The organism is Niastella caeni, from assembly GCF_004834005.1.
GTDB classification, from domain to species: domain Bacteria; phylum Bacteroidota; class Bacteroidia; order Chitinophagales; family Chitinophagaceae; genus Niastella; species Niastella caeni.
This window is the reverse complement of record NZ_STFF01000014.1, coordinates 18,388-33,792: the sequence shown is the minus strand read 5'-3', so window position 1 is coordinate 33,792 and position 15,405 is coordinate 18,388. Positions and strand designations below refer to the sequence as shown.

Here is a 15,405-nt window from a genome sequence, read left to right as displayed (position 1 = left end):
TCCGAAAAACTCAACCTTACCTTCTTTAATGCATAACAATCACCAATAGCCCCCTACCCATAAAGAAACGTGAAAAACACCTTTTTTTATTGATTGTGGCAATTTTGACGCATAACGTAATGGTCTAAATGCAGCCAAATCGTATATTCACGTTGGTTTGTAATTTACCCCTAAACGCTACGAACATGTCACATGAAAAAAAACCGCTAACAGCGCAGGAAAAGACCATTATCCGCCTGAAACGAATAATCTTTTTTTTGTCCATCATTTTGATAGCTATTGGCGCTATTTACATTTACAATCATTTGTTCGATAACTCAATGCCTTTTGAAGGCCGCGTCTCCGACGCAAAAGCCAAACCGAAAATGCATAATTATCGAAGAGGAATACATCTTAACAGGCGATCCATGGGGGTGTATTACTCCGTAGATACGATCCGGAAATACATTGATTCTGTCTTCCCCAAATTAATAGATTCCCAGGTGAAATATCAACGGACCCGGCCTGGTAACTTCAACTATAGCGAATACAAATGGATGGTGGGCTTTTACTGGATGAAGAAAAAAGACACCTCCACTGAAGGCAATGCCAACAAACTCGATTTTTACGTAATCCCCACCCTGGTGCATAAATCAAAAAAGCTTTGTGTGATCGATTACTATTCCGACGAAGACTCCGTTTATTACCATGGCAAGTACACCAAAAAACGCAACGGACAGCCCGCAGAAAAAGACGATGAAGATGAAGATGGAAATGCATTCGACGAGGGACAGTTATGGCCATAACCAATTTTCTATTCAACCCAACCACCCTGGCAGAGCTTACCGCATTTATCGCAGCCTGCATTATGTCAACCGGAAAGGTGGGCTGGTGGCAGAACTTTTTCTTTTACCTTCTTATAACGCTGTCTGTAGAAACCTGCGTGCATTATATACCCTTCTTGCATGCAAACCGGTACATCGTATTCGGCCTGTTCATGATCGTTCAGGCCGGTTTCTTCAGCCTGTTATTTTTGAAATTCCTTTCCACGCGTTCGTCAAAGCAAATGCTCTTTTTCGGAATGGCGATCTTTGTTCTTATCTATATTTATGATGTATCAAAAGGTAGTTTTACAAAAGACTATTACGGAACGCTTGCCCGCAAAGGGCTTTCGGTATATATCGTATTATTCAGTTGTATCTACTACCGGCAATTGCTACGTCATGCAGGAGAGATATCGCCCCTTCGCGAACCGGCTTTTTGGGTAGTAACCGGACTATTTTTTAATTATTTCGTAACTTTTGTCATATTCCAGATGAGAGATCGTCTCTTATTGTTGCCGGATAAGGGACTTCATATCGTAACCATATTAATGGGCGTACTCAACTGGATATTCTACGGTTGCTGGGCAACCGCCTTCACATGGCGAAAAATTCAGACACGGTGATTCAAACTATTATCATTATTTGCTGCTTCTTCACGCTGGTCGCCGGGTTCCTCGTGTCTTTTGTGCTCTATTTCAGCAAGCGAAAAAATAAATTCTACCAGGAGAAAAAGGAAATGGAAGCGCTTTTCGCCCATGAGTTGCTCAAAATGCAATTTGAAACGCGTGAGGAAGCCCTTAACCAAATGGGGGAAGAACTGCACGATCACATCGGCCAGTTACTCAGCAGCACGAAAATGCTACTGGGCATTACCGAAAGAACGTTGCCTCAACCGCCCGAAACACTGCATACCGCCCAGGAAACGCTGGCCCAGGCCATCCAGGACATCCGGGCGCTATCGCGCTCCCTCAACCGCGAATGGCTCGACCAGTTCGACCTTATAGAGAACCTGGAAATTGAAGCAGCCAGGATCAATGCAGGGCAGATCACCCGGGTTACCCTACACTTTTCTTCCAGGGAGCTGTCACCCGATGCCAATACCCAGATCATATTGTTTCGCATTATACAGGAGGCATTGCAAAATATCATCAGGCACGCCGAAGCAAGCCAGGTTAGCATTGAAATAAACACCGGTGCTGAATTACAAATTCACATTACCGATAACGGAAAGGGATTCAACACAGCATCAGCCACTGGTTCAGGCGCCGGACTATTGAATATCCGGCGAAGGGCCCAACTGCTCGGCGGAAGCGTGCAGTTTATATCATCACCCCAACAAGGCTGCCAGGTGATCATTACATTACCCCATCAAAAAAAGCAATTATGAGCATTCGCATAGGTCTTGCAGACGATCACCAGTTGTTTTTAAAATCCCTTGGTATGCTTGTAAGCAGTTTGCCAGGCTATGAAGTAGTGCTGGAAGCACTCAACGGCCAGGAATGCCTTTCCAAAATAAGACTGCTCCCCTCCCCACCCGACATCCTGTTAATTGACCTGAACATGCCCATTCTCGACGGACATCAGACAGCCAAGGCCATAGCCAGTGAATTTCCTTCGGTAAAAATGGCGGCGTTGTCGATGAAATCGGATGACCGCAGCATTATCAATATGCTTAAAGCCGGTTGTTGCGCCTACCTCATGAAAGAAATACATCCTAATGAGTTGGAGCGGGCACTTGAACAAATGCACCGCACCGGTTATTACAACGCAGATGCCGCCAATATCAATTATCGCCGCCTGCTGTTGTATCAGGAAGAAGAAGAGCTTTTATCTATCACCCCTAAAGAAAAACTCTTTCTTCAATTTGCGTGCAGCGACATGACCTATAAACAAATTGCCGCTGAAATGTCGCTTGCAGAACGTACCGTCGATGGCTACCGCGAAACCTTATTTAAAAAACTGAATGTACAAAGCCGCGTTGGCCTGGTGCTGGAAGCGCTGCGCCGAAATATCATCCAGCTATAATCCTACACACCCCCCGGTTACCCGGGATATTCCCGTAACCGACCCGGGAAAAACCCCGTATTCCAATCTGCCTTCATGCAGGAATATTGTATTGTAATCGCGATCAGCGAAATCCTAAATATAAATTCCTGCATGTATGAAAAAAACACTTTTAACGGTATGGGGCATTGTATTTCTATTGTTAGTAGCACTGATCAGTATCTATTTCCTGCTGCGGCCTAAACCCGGGCATGACCTCGTTGAGAATCCCAACGGATACAAAAGTCTGCCCCAGGTTGGCACAATTAAATCATCGTTCTTCAACCAACCGATCGATGAAGCATCGGGTATACGCGGCGTAGACGCTTACAGGCAAAACCTGCCTGTGGGCAGTTACGGCGTTATTTATGATGCCGGTGTTATTCAACGCTACCTGACAAATGATTATCCCCGGCTCAAGAAAAAAATGGGCCGTGATACCTCTGGTTATACCTGGAAGGTGGGTTTTTACTGGATGATCACCAGGGGGAATGACAACCTGAATCGCCTAAGCTTTTGCGTGGTGCCAACCCTCGTCAGTAAAACGGACTCCACCAAACGACTTGACTACTTCAATGACACGCTGCACTACAATCGCCCCAACACACCTCCCGAGCACCCGTCAATTTCCAGCAATGATGGAAATGTATACAACGAAGGGCAACTATGGCCATAAAGCACACCGCCAATTTATTATTCATTTCAAATAAAATGCTATGAGAATTTTTATTATCGCCTCCTTTGTCACCTGTTTCATTAACACAACCTATGCACAGCCCAAATCGGCTTTTCAACGGCTGCATGGGACGCGTGTAAAAACAAATATTTTTTTACAATGGATAGAACCTGCTGGTAAAGCGCCCGGCAAATTGGAATTCAGGGTCGACAAAGATGACACCACCGATTGGAATGCAGTTTCGGAAGAAACCCTATTCAATATTTCGAACGACCGGAATAACACGATCAGTCTTTTCTTTAAATTTTACAATCCTTTACGCACATCCGCCAAGTCGACGACGACCGAAATAGACGACCCCGTTTATACGGCCATAAACCAATGGCTTTCCAACCTGCCTTCCGCAGAAGCGGAAGCGGCAGCAGCGGCAGCGGCCCCTGCACTTGCTTCAACCAAGAGTATTGCGACAAAAGAGAGCGCATTATATGAAAGCCTGCCTTCTAATGCGAATTTACCTTCAATGGAATCGATCATTCTGCATGAATGGGTGAACGAATTCCTTTCAAAACTCGATACGACCGCATTTAAGACTAACAATGAACAATACAGGAAATTAGCTGATTCAATAGATAAGTATACCAAAGATATAGACCAATATTTATTTGAGAAGATAACAATTACATTTGACCAATCGGCTGGTTTTGCCGCCTGGATAGCAGAGCAACAGAAAAAACTATACGACTGCCCTTCCGATTATTACCAATTCAAACTTGCATTGGCAGAAGCCGGTGAGGTGTTGACCGGACTGGTTAATGCCCAAAAAAGAGCTGAACAATCTATTACAGCGCTTCAAACCCTGCTTACGGAAAAATACGACACCCACATAAAACCTTTTATACATGAAAAAAATTTCCAGGACTATTCGAAGGGCGCCTCCATATGGATCACATTAAACACTTCAGACAGGATGAAGTCGCGGGAAGAAAACCTGCAGAAATTCAAAGCCGCCATCGACAAATTAAACGCTTTTACAAAAGAGTTCGAAGGTGTTAAAACCGGTTACCGGCTCGAGAGTGCGCCCAGCTTCAACTGGGCAAACACTAAAATGAAAAAATTCGATTATGCCATCAGCGCACTGAATAAAGACGGTTCTGTAGCCGATAAAGGAAACCATACTTTCTCTTTTACCGTAGCAAAAGATCAACGAATAGTACCCTTTGTGTCAATGGGTGTTTTTTATACCGATTTCAATTATCCCAATTATGCCGTGAAGGAAGGGAACGGTATTAATACAGTTGAGGAAACAGACAAAACCCATGTACGGGTAAGGCCGGCCGCTTATCTCAATTTTCTTATAAAAACAAAAGGAGACCTTTTATATCCTTTTTTCCAGGTGGGCATTTCTACCGGAGCCAACGATGTTCTTTTCCCTGTGGGTTTCGGTGCCGCCATAAGAGATAATTTTTCCATCAGTGCGGGGCCTATATTCGGACAAAGAAAAGAACTGACCAAATTGAAGGTCGGCGGCGAAGTGGCGGATGACGCCGAATTAAAGAAAGATCTTTCCAACAAAGGATTTGTTTCCTGGTACTTTTCGATCAATTACAACTTTACAAAAAAATAAGTCGTCGCCTTTGAGTGAAAGCATGGGGCTGACCCAAAAGGTCAGTCCCATTAATTTTGCCTGGCCATCAAACCATGTAACCAATCATCCCCTCTACTTCAACATCCCAAACTCATCCCCTTTCTTCAACGCATAACACCCAACCTGGTATTTATTCAGGAATGGTTTTAATTTCGCCGGTTCAAAAAAGCCAAACCGAACAGTTGGTTCCGTGGCTGCCATTTCTACGAACCGCTCTTTTACCTGTTTTTTTATCAATATTAAATTGAGCACCTTAACCAGCCGTTGGAATGGGAAACGTTCAGTTTCCGGCTCCTTGTATTCCATTTTATACACGGTTTCTTTTGAACAAACAAACACCTGGTACAAATACTCGCCTGCTGCATTTTTAGTAACACGCTCCTGCACCTCTATATCGTAAATTCCTCTCCTGTTCAGCATCATCACTCAATTCGCATTGCAGCTTCGAAAAATAATTTTCTATCAACTGTTTTGCCTCGCTGTTCTTAAGCCAGAATTTAATAGGCTCATCCTCAATGCTATTGAAAATATCCTTCGTAGTATCGCTCAAGGCATCCTTAATAAACTGAACCTTTGCCTGGTCGGTATACGTAGGATCATCCAGCAATTGCAGCTTTTTGGTATAATACCACTATTGGGGATCATATACCAGGCCGGTATCAATGGGCATCAATTTGTAAGGCAACGGACCTGTATATTCAACAACGGGGATGGTGCGATCGGCAAATTAATGATTTGCATCAAACATATTGCATTCGAACTGTTTCAATTGTGTGAAATTACCAAATGAACCGAAATTAAACATTTGTGTACCTTGATCACATAAATGAAGTAAAAGGACCGTCCCTGACTTATGACTAAATAAAAATTCACCATTGTATAATACGTTCAGATGTAACGCGCTTCTTGAGCACCCCTTCGCATAAAAAAACAAATATCTATTTATTTATTATTTGATAATGACCATAAATATGTACCACAAATTATACTTGTTAAAAGTACATTTTAAGCGCTGGGACTGACTTTCAACCAATTGCTGTAAGCATTTTACATGTCTGCTCCACCTTTTATACTAAAATATGAATTTGTCCCCTGACTTTTATGAATTACTCCCCCTCTAATAACACTTATTCCCAATTATTTTACATTCATAAAACCGGATCAGACACATTAGCTGAGAAATCGAACAGCAAAACGAAGAATCGCCACTTATCCTGCTACATTAACAAGGATACCTTGTAACAAAAATTCCAAACTAACGATTTAGTCGCTATGCTTATGCTACACACAAACTTCACCAGGGCGTACGTAACCAAACCAGTAACGCTATACCCAGCGCAATCTTTTTGCCTTAAAAAAAAGTGTAACAATAACATTTTCAACCATCTTCGCTGGCCCAAAGCCAACATCCCGCTTTACATCTTTTTCAAACTTAAGCCGGTTAAACCGGTTCTCATTGCAGTCTTCCGGCATTATTGACCATCAAAAGCAGACATTATCACATAATGGTATTACAGGCTGAGGTGCTATGGCATGATAAAGATGCTTTGCATACACCCATGTTCTACATATCACCAAAACAGCAAGGCCAACAGGCCGGCCGTAAAGACGATAAAATCAAAAAAGGAACAAATACTTATAAATAGCAAGGCTTAATGAAACACATCGCACCGGCACTTTTTTTATGTTGAATTGATCAGGTTGTCGATTAGATATCAGATCCGGCCACAGGGCACATATATAGTTACTGCTTACATACATGATAACAATCTTTTGAAACTAACAGGTTAACCAAAACACGAATATGAAATGTAAAACCCCGAAAAGGCACTGGCCATTAAAATTAATGGCCCTGCTACTCTCAACATGCATTTGCCTGACGACCCAGGCACAAAAAATAACAGTCACAGGTACTGTTGTATCTGATTCATCGGAAGCTATGGGCAATGTGACTGTTTCATTGAAGTCGGACCCCAAAATTTCAGTTACCACAAATGCGAAGGGGCAGTTCAGCATCCCCGCGCCGGCGAATGGCACGTTGGTATTTTCCTTTGTGGGATATGAAAAACAGGAAGTAGAGGTAAGAGGCGAAAGCAAACTGCGCGTCATTCTCAAACCTTTGGCTAATTCAATGGAAGATGTAATCGTTGTTGCATTCGGCGGCCGACAGAAGAAGTCGAGCATGGTAAGCGCCATTACCACTATCAACCCCAAAGAACTCAAAGGCCCTACGAGCAACCTTACTACCATGCTTGCCGGCCGGTTATCGGGCATGATTGCTTATCAACGCACCGGCGAACCAGGCGCAGACAATGCCTCCTTCTTTATCAGAGGTATTACTTCCTTCAGTTCAGGTGGTAAAGTTGACCCGCTGATCCTGATCGATGGCATGGAAAGCACCACAAATGACCTTGCACGCCTGCAACCCGACGACATAGCAGCATTCTCTATTTTGAAAGATGCCACCGCTACCTCTGTTTACGGGGCCAGAGGCGCAAACGGTGTGGTGCTGGTAACTACCAAAAGCGGCGCTGAAGGCAAAACGCAATTGAACTTCAGAGTGGAAAACTCCATCTCAGGAAATACAGAGAACTTCAAGTTTACCGATAATATTACGTACATGAAGCTGGCAAACGAGGCGGCGCTTACGAGAACTCCCCTCGCTTCCGTTCCTTATAGCCAACCAAAAATTGACGGTACTATCCGGGGCGACAATCCCTTAATTTATCCAAACAATGATTGGATAAGCATGATGATAAAAGATTACACCAATAATCAACGGTACAATCTTGACTTACAGGGTGGATCTAAAAACGCAAGATACTACGTTTCAGGTACGTATAACGTCGACAACGGCGTACTGAAAGTGGCCGAAATGAATGACTTCAACAGTAACATCAAGTTGAAAAACTATTCATTGCGGTCAAATATAAATCTTCAACTGACCAAAACCACCGAAGCTATCTTCAGGGTGTACGGCCAGTTTGATGATTACAGAGGCCCGGTAGATGGCGGGTCCGGCATTTTCAACCAGGTGTTATGGAGTAACCCGGTATTGTTCCCCGCTGTATATCCGCAAACTTTTATGCCTGCGATACAACACCCCTTATTTGGTAACGCACCCCGCCCCGGTCAGGCGTCAGACGCCAATACGGGGTATTACAGAGCCGACCAATTGTACCTGAACCCCTTTGCCAATGCAGTCAGGGGTTACAAAGAATATAATTCATCGCGCATGTTGGCGCAAATAGAACTGAAACAGGATTTCGCTTTTGTTACCCCGGGGCTTACGGGTCGCGTAATGGCTTATACCAATCGCTATTCTTTCTTTGATGTAACCCGGCAATACAATCCGTATTATTACCAGGCCAACACAGTAGATGGCGGAAAAACGGTTACGCTTGCCCGCCTTTCAGAAGGAACGGAATACCTGAATTATGCGGAAGGCCAAAAAGTTCAGAATACCAGGACTTACCTGGAGGCAGCGCTTAACTACGCCCGCACGTTCAATAACAAACATGCCGTGAGCGCTATGTTAATTACGCTGTTCAACAGCTACCAGGAAGGCAATCCCGGATCAAACTATTTCCCCGAGCCGAGCCCAACCGAAAAACTCCAGTTGTCGCTTCCCTACCGCAACCAGGGATTATCGGGAAGGTTCACGTATGGCTACGACAGCCGTTATTTGTTTGAATTTAATTTTGGTTATAATGGCTCCGAGCGTTTTTACCAGAACAACCGCTACGGCTTCTTCCCCTCAGCAGGTGTGGCCTGGAATATCTCGAACGAAGGCTGGTTTGAAGGGCTGAAAGGCGTTGTTTCGAACCTGCGCGTACGCGCTTCTTACGGGCTTGTAGGGAACGACCAGATCGGTTCAAACCGCGACCGGTTCTATTATCTTTCTGAAGTTAACCTGAATAACGGCGGCAGAGGCGCATCGTTTGGTAATAATACCGGTTATTACAGACCTGGCGTTGGCATCGGCCGTTATGAAAACTTTGACATTACCTGGGAAAAGGCATATACCCAAAACTATGGATTGGAATTCAATATTTTTAAAGGATTTGAGGTAATAACAGAGTATTGGAAGCGGAGACAGACCAAAATACTGATGGACCGCACTTTTATTCCGTCTACCATGGGCCTGCAGGCGAACATGAAAGCCAATGTTGGCGAGGCCGAGGCAGAAGGAGTTGACTTCTCATTAGCCTATAATAAAAGCTTTGGAAACGACATGTGGCTGCAATTGCGGGGAAATGTAACCTATGCCACGTCGAAATTCGCAAAATATGAAGAGCCCGCATATGGAGCTAATGAAAAACACCTGTCGAAAATAGGTCATCCAATAAGGCAAACCTGGGGATTGATAGCAGAACGTTTGTTCGTTGACGATATTGAAGTAGCCAATTCCCCCTACCAAAACTATGGCACCTACCTGGGCGGCGACATTAAATACAAAGACGTAAATGGCGATGGCCAAATCACCAATAACGACAGAGTGCCGATCGGGTTGCCTACAGATCCTGAAATTGTATATGGAGGCGGGTTTTCTTTCGGTTATAAAAACTTCGACATCAGCGCCTTTTTCCAGGGAGCTGCCCGTTCTTCCTTTTTCATCAATTCAGAAAACATTGCGCCTTTTGTGCTGAATGGCGGCGCACAGAATGGCCTGTTAAAGGTAATTGCAGAGAGCCACTGGAGTGAAGACAACCGTAACCTGTATGCGATGTGGCCGAGGTTAAGCGAAACTTTTATCGACAATAATAATCAAACCTCTACCTGGTGGATGCGCGATGGCACCTTCCTGCGCTGTAAAAATGTAGAAATAGGCTACAACTTTTCAAAAAAGCTTTTACGCATCAGCGGCTTTAGAAACGGCCGGTTCTATATCAATGGAAGTAACCTCTTTGCTATCAGCCGCTTTAAAATGTGGGACCCCGAAATGGGTGGCAGAGGTTTGGGATATCCTGTGCAGAGAACTTACAACATAGGTTTGCGTTTATCCCTGTAACCATTTTTTGAAACAGCAAAAAAAGTATATGATCAACAGATTTTTTACCAATAAATATATAGCGTTTGTAACAGCAGTCATAACTGTTACAACCATGTGCAGGTGCAACAAATATCTCGACGTAGTGCCCGATAACGTGATCACGATCGATAATGCATTCACCCTGAAACGGGAAGCGGAAAAATACCTGTTCACCTGTTATTCTTTCCTGCCTACAGAAAACCACCCGATCAACTCTTTAGGTTTTATCGCCGGCGACGAATGCTGGTTGCCAAGGGACGGCGTTTTCTTTAGAAATACAGTTTGGGATATAGCCAAAGGCAATCAAAATAAGGTAAACCCTTATGCCAACTATTGGGATGGAACGAATGGACTGTATGCAGGCATCCGGCACTGCAATATTTTTCTTGAAAATGTGAGCAATACCCAGAAGGTGTACGACCTGGAACCCGACATGCGTACGCGCTGGCTGGGCGAAGTAGAATTTTTAAAAGCCTATTATCACTTTTACCTGCTCAGGAACTATGGTCCCATTCCCATCGTAGATGTAGCGTTGCCTATTTCTTCTACGCCCAATGAGGTAAGAGTGAAAAGGGCCCCTGTTGATTCAGTAGTGAATTACATCGCCAACCTGCTTGACAAAGCCGCTGAAAAATTGCCGATGAAAATCACGGACGTAGCCAATGAAATGGGCCGGATAACCAAACCGATCGCTATGGCAGTAAAAGCCCGCCTGTTAGTAACGGCCGCAAGTCCTTTATTCAACGGCAACAGCGATTTCACCTCATTGAAGAACGAACGCGAAGCGCTTTTCCCCGCTTCATACGACCCAACCAAGTGGCAGCGCGCAGCTAATGCAGCTAAAGAAGCAATAGAAATTGCGCATCAGGCAGGATTTGAATTGTACAAATTCCAGGGGTTGAACAAAATATCAGATACCACCAGGACCCAAATGAGCATCCGCAACGCAGTATGTGAACGCTGGAACAGTGAACTGATCTGGGGATCTACCCGCAACACCTCACTCACTGCCCAGGGCCCCGACTACATTCAAAGTATCTGCATGGGCCAGATAGATCCAAAGGCGCCCATTAACCTGGCTGCTTATAACCAATTGTGCGCTCCATTGAAAATAGCCCAGCTTTTTTATACCGATCACGGTGTACCCATCAACGAAGACGTATCGTATAACTTTTCGAATTTTTCTGAATTGCGTACGGCTACAAGAGCGGAACGATATAATTTGATCGAAGGCTATCAGACAGCGCGGTTGAACTTCGACCGGGAGCCCCGCTTTTATGCCGACCTGGGTTTTGATGGAAGCATCTGGTACATGCAGAACAGCCTCTATGGCGATAGCGCCACTTATGATGTAAGGGCCAAACAAGGCCAAAGAATGAACGAGGTGAATACCGATTATATAAACATGACTGGTTATTGGATAAAAAAACTGGTGAACTGGAAGTTTGCATTTTCCGGACTTGTTAACGCTGCTACTTCTGAAAATTATCCATGGCCTATGTTCCGCCTGGCCGACCTGTACCTGTTGTATGCCGAAGCCCTGAATGAAGCATCGGGCCCATCAACTGAAGTATATACCTATTTGGATAAAGTACGGGCAAGAGCAGGGCTTGGTGGCGTAGTAACTTCCTGGAATCAATACTCGAACAGCCCGGGAAAACCAACTACAAAAGAAGGGCTCAGGTCTATCATCCACCAGGAACGGTCAATCGAAATGGCCTTCGAAGGCAGCAGGTTGTGGGACCTTCGCCGTTGGAAAGAGGCTGCCACCGAACTTAACAAACCTATCACCGGGTGGGACCGTACACAGGCGGCGCCGGCCGATTACTACCGGGTGGTAAATATCTTTTCCCAAAAGTTCATTGCGCCCCGCGATTATTTCTGGCCTATCAGGGAATATGAAATTTCTGTAAACCCTAACCTGGTACAGAATATAGGCTGGTAAAAAAATCAACTAATTAGCAATAGCAAAATTTGGTAAATCATGAAATCGACAATATATAAGTTTCTGTTATTGGCGTTGGTGATACCCGCAGTTATACCATCTTGTAAAAAAAGAGATGTTATAGGGCCATTAGAACATAATGGTACACCGCCCGGCGCCGTTAGCAATGGAAAAGTTGAAAACCTTAAAGGCGAGGCCCGCATTACGTATACATTGCCCGATGATGAAGATCTGTTGTACGTAAAAGCCATATACGAAATACGACCCGGTGTAACCAGGGAAGTAAGGGCATCTTTCTATACCAACAACATGCTGGTAGATGGTTTTAAAGACTCGGTTGCAACGGAAGTAACCCTGTACGCGGTTAACCGCAGCGAAACAGTTTCGGCGCCCTATAAAATAACGGTTCATCCCCTTAGGCCGGCTTACCTTTCTGCATTCGACAGCCTCAAGGTGATGGCCACTTTTGGCGGCATTAACATTCGCACCGTTAACCCCGACAAAAAACCGTTAGCTATTATCGTACTATTAAAAGATCAGTTTGGTCGTTGGACGCAAACGGAAGCGGTATACAGTCAGCTTAAGGAGATCAACCAATCCAAACGCGGCATGGATACGCTTAAAAAGAGTTTCGCGTTTTACGTACGGGACCAGTTCCAGAACCAAAGCGATACACTTTTTGCCGATCTGTCGCCTTTGTACGAAACGCTTATTCCAAAGTCTGGCTTTAGTGAATACCTGTTGCCCGGCGACCTGGCGGTAAATGCCTATGGACGTCAGATGCGCCATTTATGGGATGGGCTGTACAATGGCTGGGGCACTGCCATTTGTACCTATGAAACCATTACCGACACTACAAATGGCGCCTGGTTCACCTTCGATATGGGCACTACGGCGCAGCTTAGCCGCTTCACCTGGTGGCACTACCCCGACCCACGTTACTTCGAGAACGCCAGTATGAAAGTATATGAGCTGTGGGGTACCACCAATCCCAATCCCAATGGAAGCTGGGTGGGTTGGACGAAGCTGGTCGAATGCCGGGAATCGAAGCCATCTGGTTTACCTTACGGCCAGGAAAACTCCGACGACAAAGCAGCAGGAGAAGCCGGCAGCGGTTGGGAGATCCCTATTTCTGCTCCACCTGTACGTTATATAAGAGTAAGACATAAATATAATTATAGCGGCTTTCGGCAAACCCTTACCGGTTGTGAGATCTCCATCTGGGGCAAACCATTGTAAACAACCTCAATCTGAAAAAAATGAAAACAGTTAAATATCTAACCATACTATTGAGCACCATTGCCGTATTAGGCGCGTGCCGAAAGATGGACGATTACAAGGATAAATATCTTGATGGCGGAAGCATAACATATGCCGGTAAAATAGATTCGGTTAAAGCGCACCCCGGTGACGGCAGAATTATGTTGTCGGGCCTGCTGATAGCCGATCCCAAAATAACAGAATTGCGTATTTACTGGAACAACTATGCCGACTCCTTTTCGCTGCCCATTACCCGTACGCCTAATGTAGACACCGTAAGGGCCATACTCAATAAAATGGAAGAAGGAGTGAAAACCTTTACCATGACCACATTCGATAAATATGGGAACCGGTCGGTAAATGTGACCATTACCGGAAGAATTTATGGGAACACCTATAAAAGCCTGTTATTAAACCGTACCATCAAGGACGGGCTGAATATAGCTGATTCCGTAACGCTCAACTGGAACGTACTGGACGCAAGCACAGGCGCCCTGGGATGCGAATTGCAGTATACCGACAATAACAGCATGCTGCAAACGATATTTGTAAAACGAACAGATACCAGAACAGTGCTTAAGAATTACAAGCTTGGATCTAAGTTCAATTATCGCACCCTGTTTTTACCCGATACCCTGGCTATTGATACATTCTATAGCAAATTTCAGGAAGTGGCGGTTAAAACAGATGTTACCCCGCTTTACATTGTAAACGCAGGGCCAGGTTTTGCCAACTCAGCCGGCGGAACCGCGCGGTGGCAAACACCGGCCAATTGGATAACGACTGCCGATGTTAGAAACGCCGGAAGCGACATAGGCGGGCTCGACAATGGCAACTGGCTTCCTTCCAAAGCCCTGTCTATTGAAGCCGGCTGGGGATTACCTGCGGTTCCTAACGGCAAGGTATACCAGACCTTTACGCTGCCTGCCGGTAAATATTCATTGATCGTAACTGCTGGCGACTGTTCAACCGGTGGCACAAAATACATCACCGTTGCAAAAGGAACCACCCTGCCCGATATAGGCAATGTTCCTGCAGATGCGTTAGTCTATAAAACAATAGTGAAGAACAGCGACAATACGCTTGATTTCACTTTAACCGATGCTTCTCCGGTTGCCCTTGGCCTGCAGGCCGGCATGACAGCCGATGGAAACTTTATGAAAGCCTTCAAGGTTCGACTCATGCGTTTACCATAGTGTTTTATATAGAATCCATTCCTGGAAAGACCTATTGCATACCCCCGGTCCCGATAGCTATCGGGATCGGGGGTATTTATTTCCTGCCAGCCGCCCCCTATTAATAATTTGCTTGATTCGGAAGAAATTGGCGTGGAAATCTTCCGTATAAATGAGCACAATCACTGGGAACTGGAAGAATATAAGAACTTAAAGGAAATCTTTTCCTTACCCGCCATCGGCGTGTCGGTAAGCATGGAAGATATTTATGCGAGAACAATGCTAACATAAAACTTTACTTTTCGTTGTTTATCAACTCCCAAACCTTCTTGTTATAATTTGCTTTTGTAATTCCGGTTAACTTCTCAAGCGTCTGATAATACTTCTCATTCCCCTGTTCAAAAGGCCCAACAGTAAGTAGCTCCCAAACACCAGCAAACCCTTTTTCTTTTTCTATTTTCTGAACCAATAAAGCATTCACGATATTGTCGGCTGAATTGTTAAACTCTTTTGTTTTAAAGTAAAGGGGTGTTTCTTTAATTTCAGTCCAGTTAGTATTCTTATTACTTGCAACCTGATCTTTGAATGCTTTAAAAATTTCTTTCCACGATAAACCCCAACTTCCGCCATAAAGATAAGCACAGCCTTCGTCTACAGGTTTGTTTACTTTACTTCAGCGTCAAAGTACAAATTAATTTCATGGGTCAGTTTGGTTTGGAGTACGAATATAAAACTCGTCATGAACTCTAACCCTTTTTATCTGCTCATTTTGATAACTGTGCAGGTTTGCCTATAACTGTGTAGTTTTTGGCAATAAGTGTGCAGA

13 protein-coding genes are annotated in these 15,405 nt (G+C 44.6%); 10 read left to right on the top strand and 3 right to left on the bottom strand.

All coding sequences use genetic code 11. The features are described 5' to 3' along the window. The first annotated feature begins 185 nt into the window (after window positions 1-185). The 6 genes from FAM09_RS28880 (at window position 186) to FAM09_RS28855 (ending at window position 5,146) form a co-directional block, all read left to right on the top strand. Window positions 186-785: a hypothetical protein gene (locus FAM09_RS28880; protein ID WP_136580649.1), complete on the top strand. Its 600-nt coding sequence runs from the start codon at window positions 186-188 to the stop codon at window positions 783-785. Beyond that, a complete protein-coding gene (locus tag FAM09_RS28875; RefSeq protein WP_136580648.1) occupies window positions 776-1,426 on the top strand; it encodes a hypothetical protein in 651 nt (216 codons plus the stop codon). Before FAM09_RS28880 ends, FAM09_RS28875 begins: the two co-directional genes overlap by 10 nt. Then, window positions 1,402-2,190 (top strand): sensor histidine kinase, encoded by a 789-nt coding sequence (locus FAM09_RS28870; protein WP_136580647.1) that lies wholly within the window; start codon window positions 1,402-1,404, stop codon window positions 2,188-2,190. The genes FAM09_RS28875 and FAM09_RS28870 overlap by 25 nt, the downstream gene beginning before the upstream one ends. Continuing rightward, complete coding sequence (locus FAM09_RS28865) at window positions 2,187-2,828, top strand: response regulator transcription factor (protein ID WP_136580646.1); 642 nt, start codon at window positions 2,187-2,189, stop codon at window positions 2,826-2,828. Before FAM09_RS28870 ends, FAM09_RS28865 begins: the two co-directional genes overlap by 4 nt. A 136-nt stretch (window positions 2,829-2,964) precedes the next feature. Further along, window positions 2,965-3,522, top strand: a complete 558-nt coding sequence (locus tag FAM09_RS28860) for a hypothetical protein (RefSeq protein WP_136580645.1) — start codon at window positions 2,965-2,967, stop codon at window positions 3,520-3,522. Window positions 3,523-3,562: 40 nt separating this feature from the next. Then, entirely contained in the window at window positions 3,563-5,146 is a 1,584-nt protein-coding gene (locus tag FAM09_RS28855) for a hypothetical protein (protein ID WP_136580644.1), read from the top strand. A gap of 93 nt (window positions 5,147-5,239) precedes the next feature. Here FAM09_RS28855 and FAM09_RS28850 read toward each other — a convergent pair whose 3' ends face one another. Then, the gene (locus FAM09_RS28850) at window positions 5,240-5,587 is read right to left on the bottom strand and encodes a hypothetical protein (RefSeq protein ID WP_166437307.1); all 348 of its coding nucleotides are present in this window, start codon (window positions 5,585-5,587) and stop codon (window positions 5,240-5,242) included. Beyond that, on the bottom strand, window positions 5,535-5,774 hold the full coding sequence (locus FAM09_RS28845; RefSeq protein WP_136580642.1) for a hypothetical protein: 240 nt from the start codon (window positions 5,772-5,774) through the stop codon (window positions 5,535-5,537). Before FAM09_RS28845 ends, FAM09_RS28850 begins: the two co-directional genes overlap by 53 nt. A gap of 1,197 nt (window positions 5,775-6,971) precedes the next feature. Here FAM09_RS28845 and FAM09_RS28840 point away from each other — a divergent pair. Genes FAM09_RS28840 through FAM09_RS28825 form a run of 4 tightly spaced genes read left to right on the top strand, consistent with a single transcriptional unit; the run spans window position 6,972 to window position 14,600 of the window. Next, on the top strand, window positions 6,972-10,178 hold the full coding sequence (locus FAM09_RS28840) for a SusC/RagA family TonB-linked outer membrane protein (protein ID WP_208025676.1): 3,207 nt from the start codon (window positions 6,972-6,974) through the stop codon (window positions 10,176-10,178). Between the two features lie 28 nt (window positions 10,179-10,206). After that, window positions 10,207-12,144, top strand: coding sequence for a RagB/SusD family nutrient uptake outer membrane protein (locus FAM09_RS28835; RefSeq protein WP_166437306.1), 1,938 nt, complete (start codon window positions 10,207-10,209; stop codon window positions 12,142-12,144). A gap of 39 nt (window positions 12,145-12,183) precedes the next feature. Next, entirely contained in the window at window positions 12,184-13,383 is a 1,200-nt protein-coding gene (locus FAM09_RS28830) for a DUF5000 domain-containing lipoprotein (protein WP_136580641.1), read from the top strand. A 20-nt stretch (window positions 13,384-13,403) separates the two neighbouring features. Beyond that, window positions 13,404-14,600: a DUF4998 domain-containing protein gene (locus FAM09_RS28825; RefSeq protein WP_136580640.1), complete on the top strand. Its 1,197-nt coding sequence runs from the start codon at window positions 13,404-13,406 to the stop codon at window positions 14,598-14,600. A 274-nt stretch (window positions 14,601-14,874) separates the two neighbouring features. Here FAM09_RS28825 and FAM09_RS28820 read toward each other — a convergent pair whose 3' ends face one another. Continuing rightward, on the bottom strand, window positions 14,875-15,060 hold the full coding sequence (locus tag FAM09_RS28820; protein WP_136580639.1) for a hypothetical protein: 186 nt from the start codon (window positions 15,058-15,060) through the stop codon (window positions 14,875-14,877). Window positions 15,061-15,405: the final 345 nt, after the last annotated feature.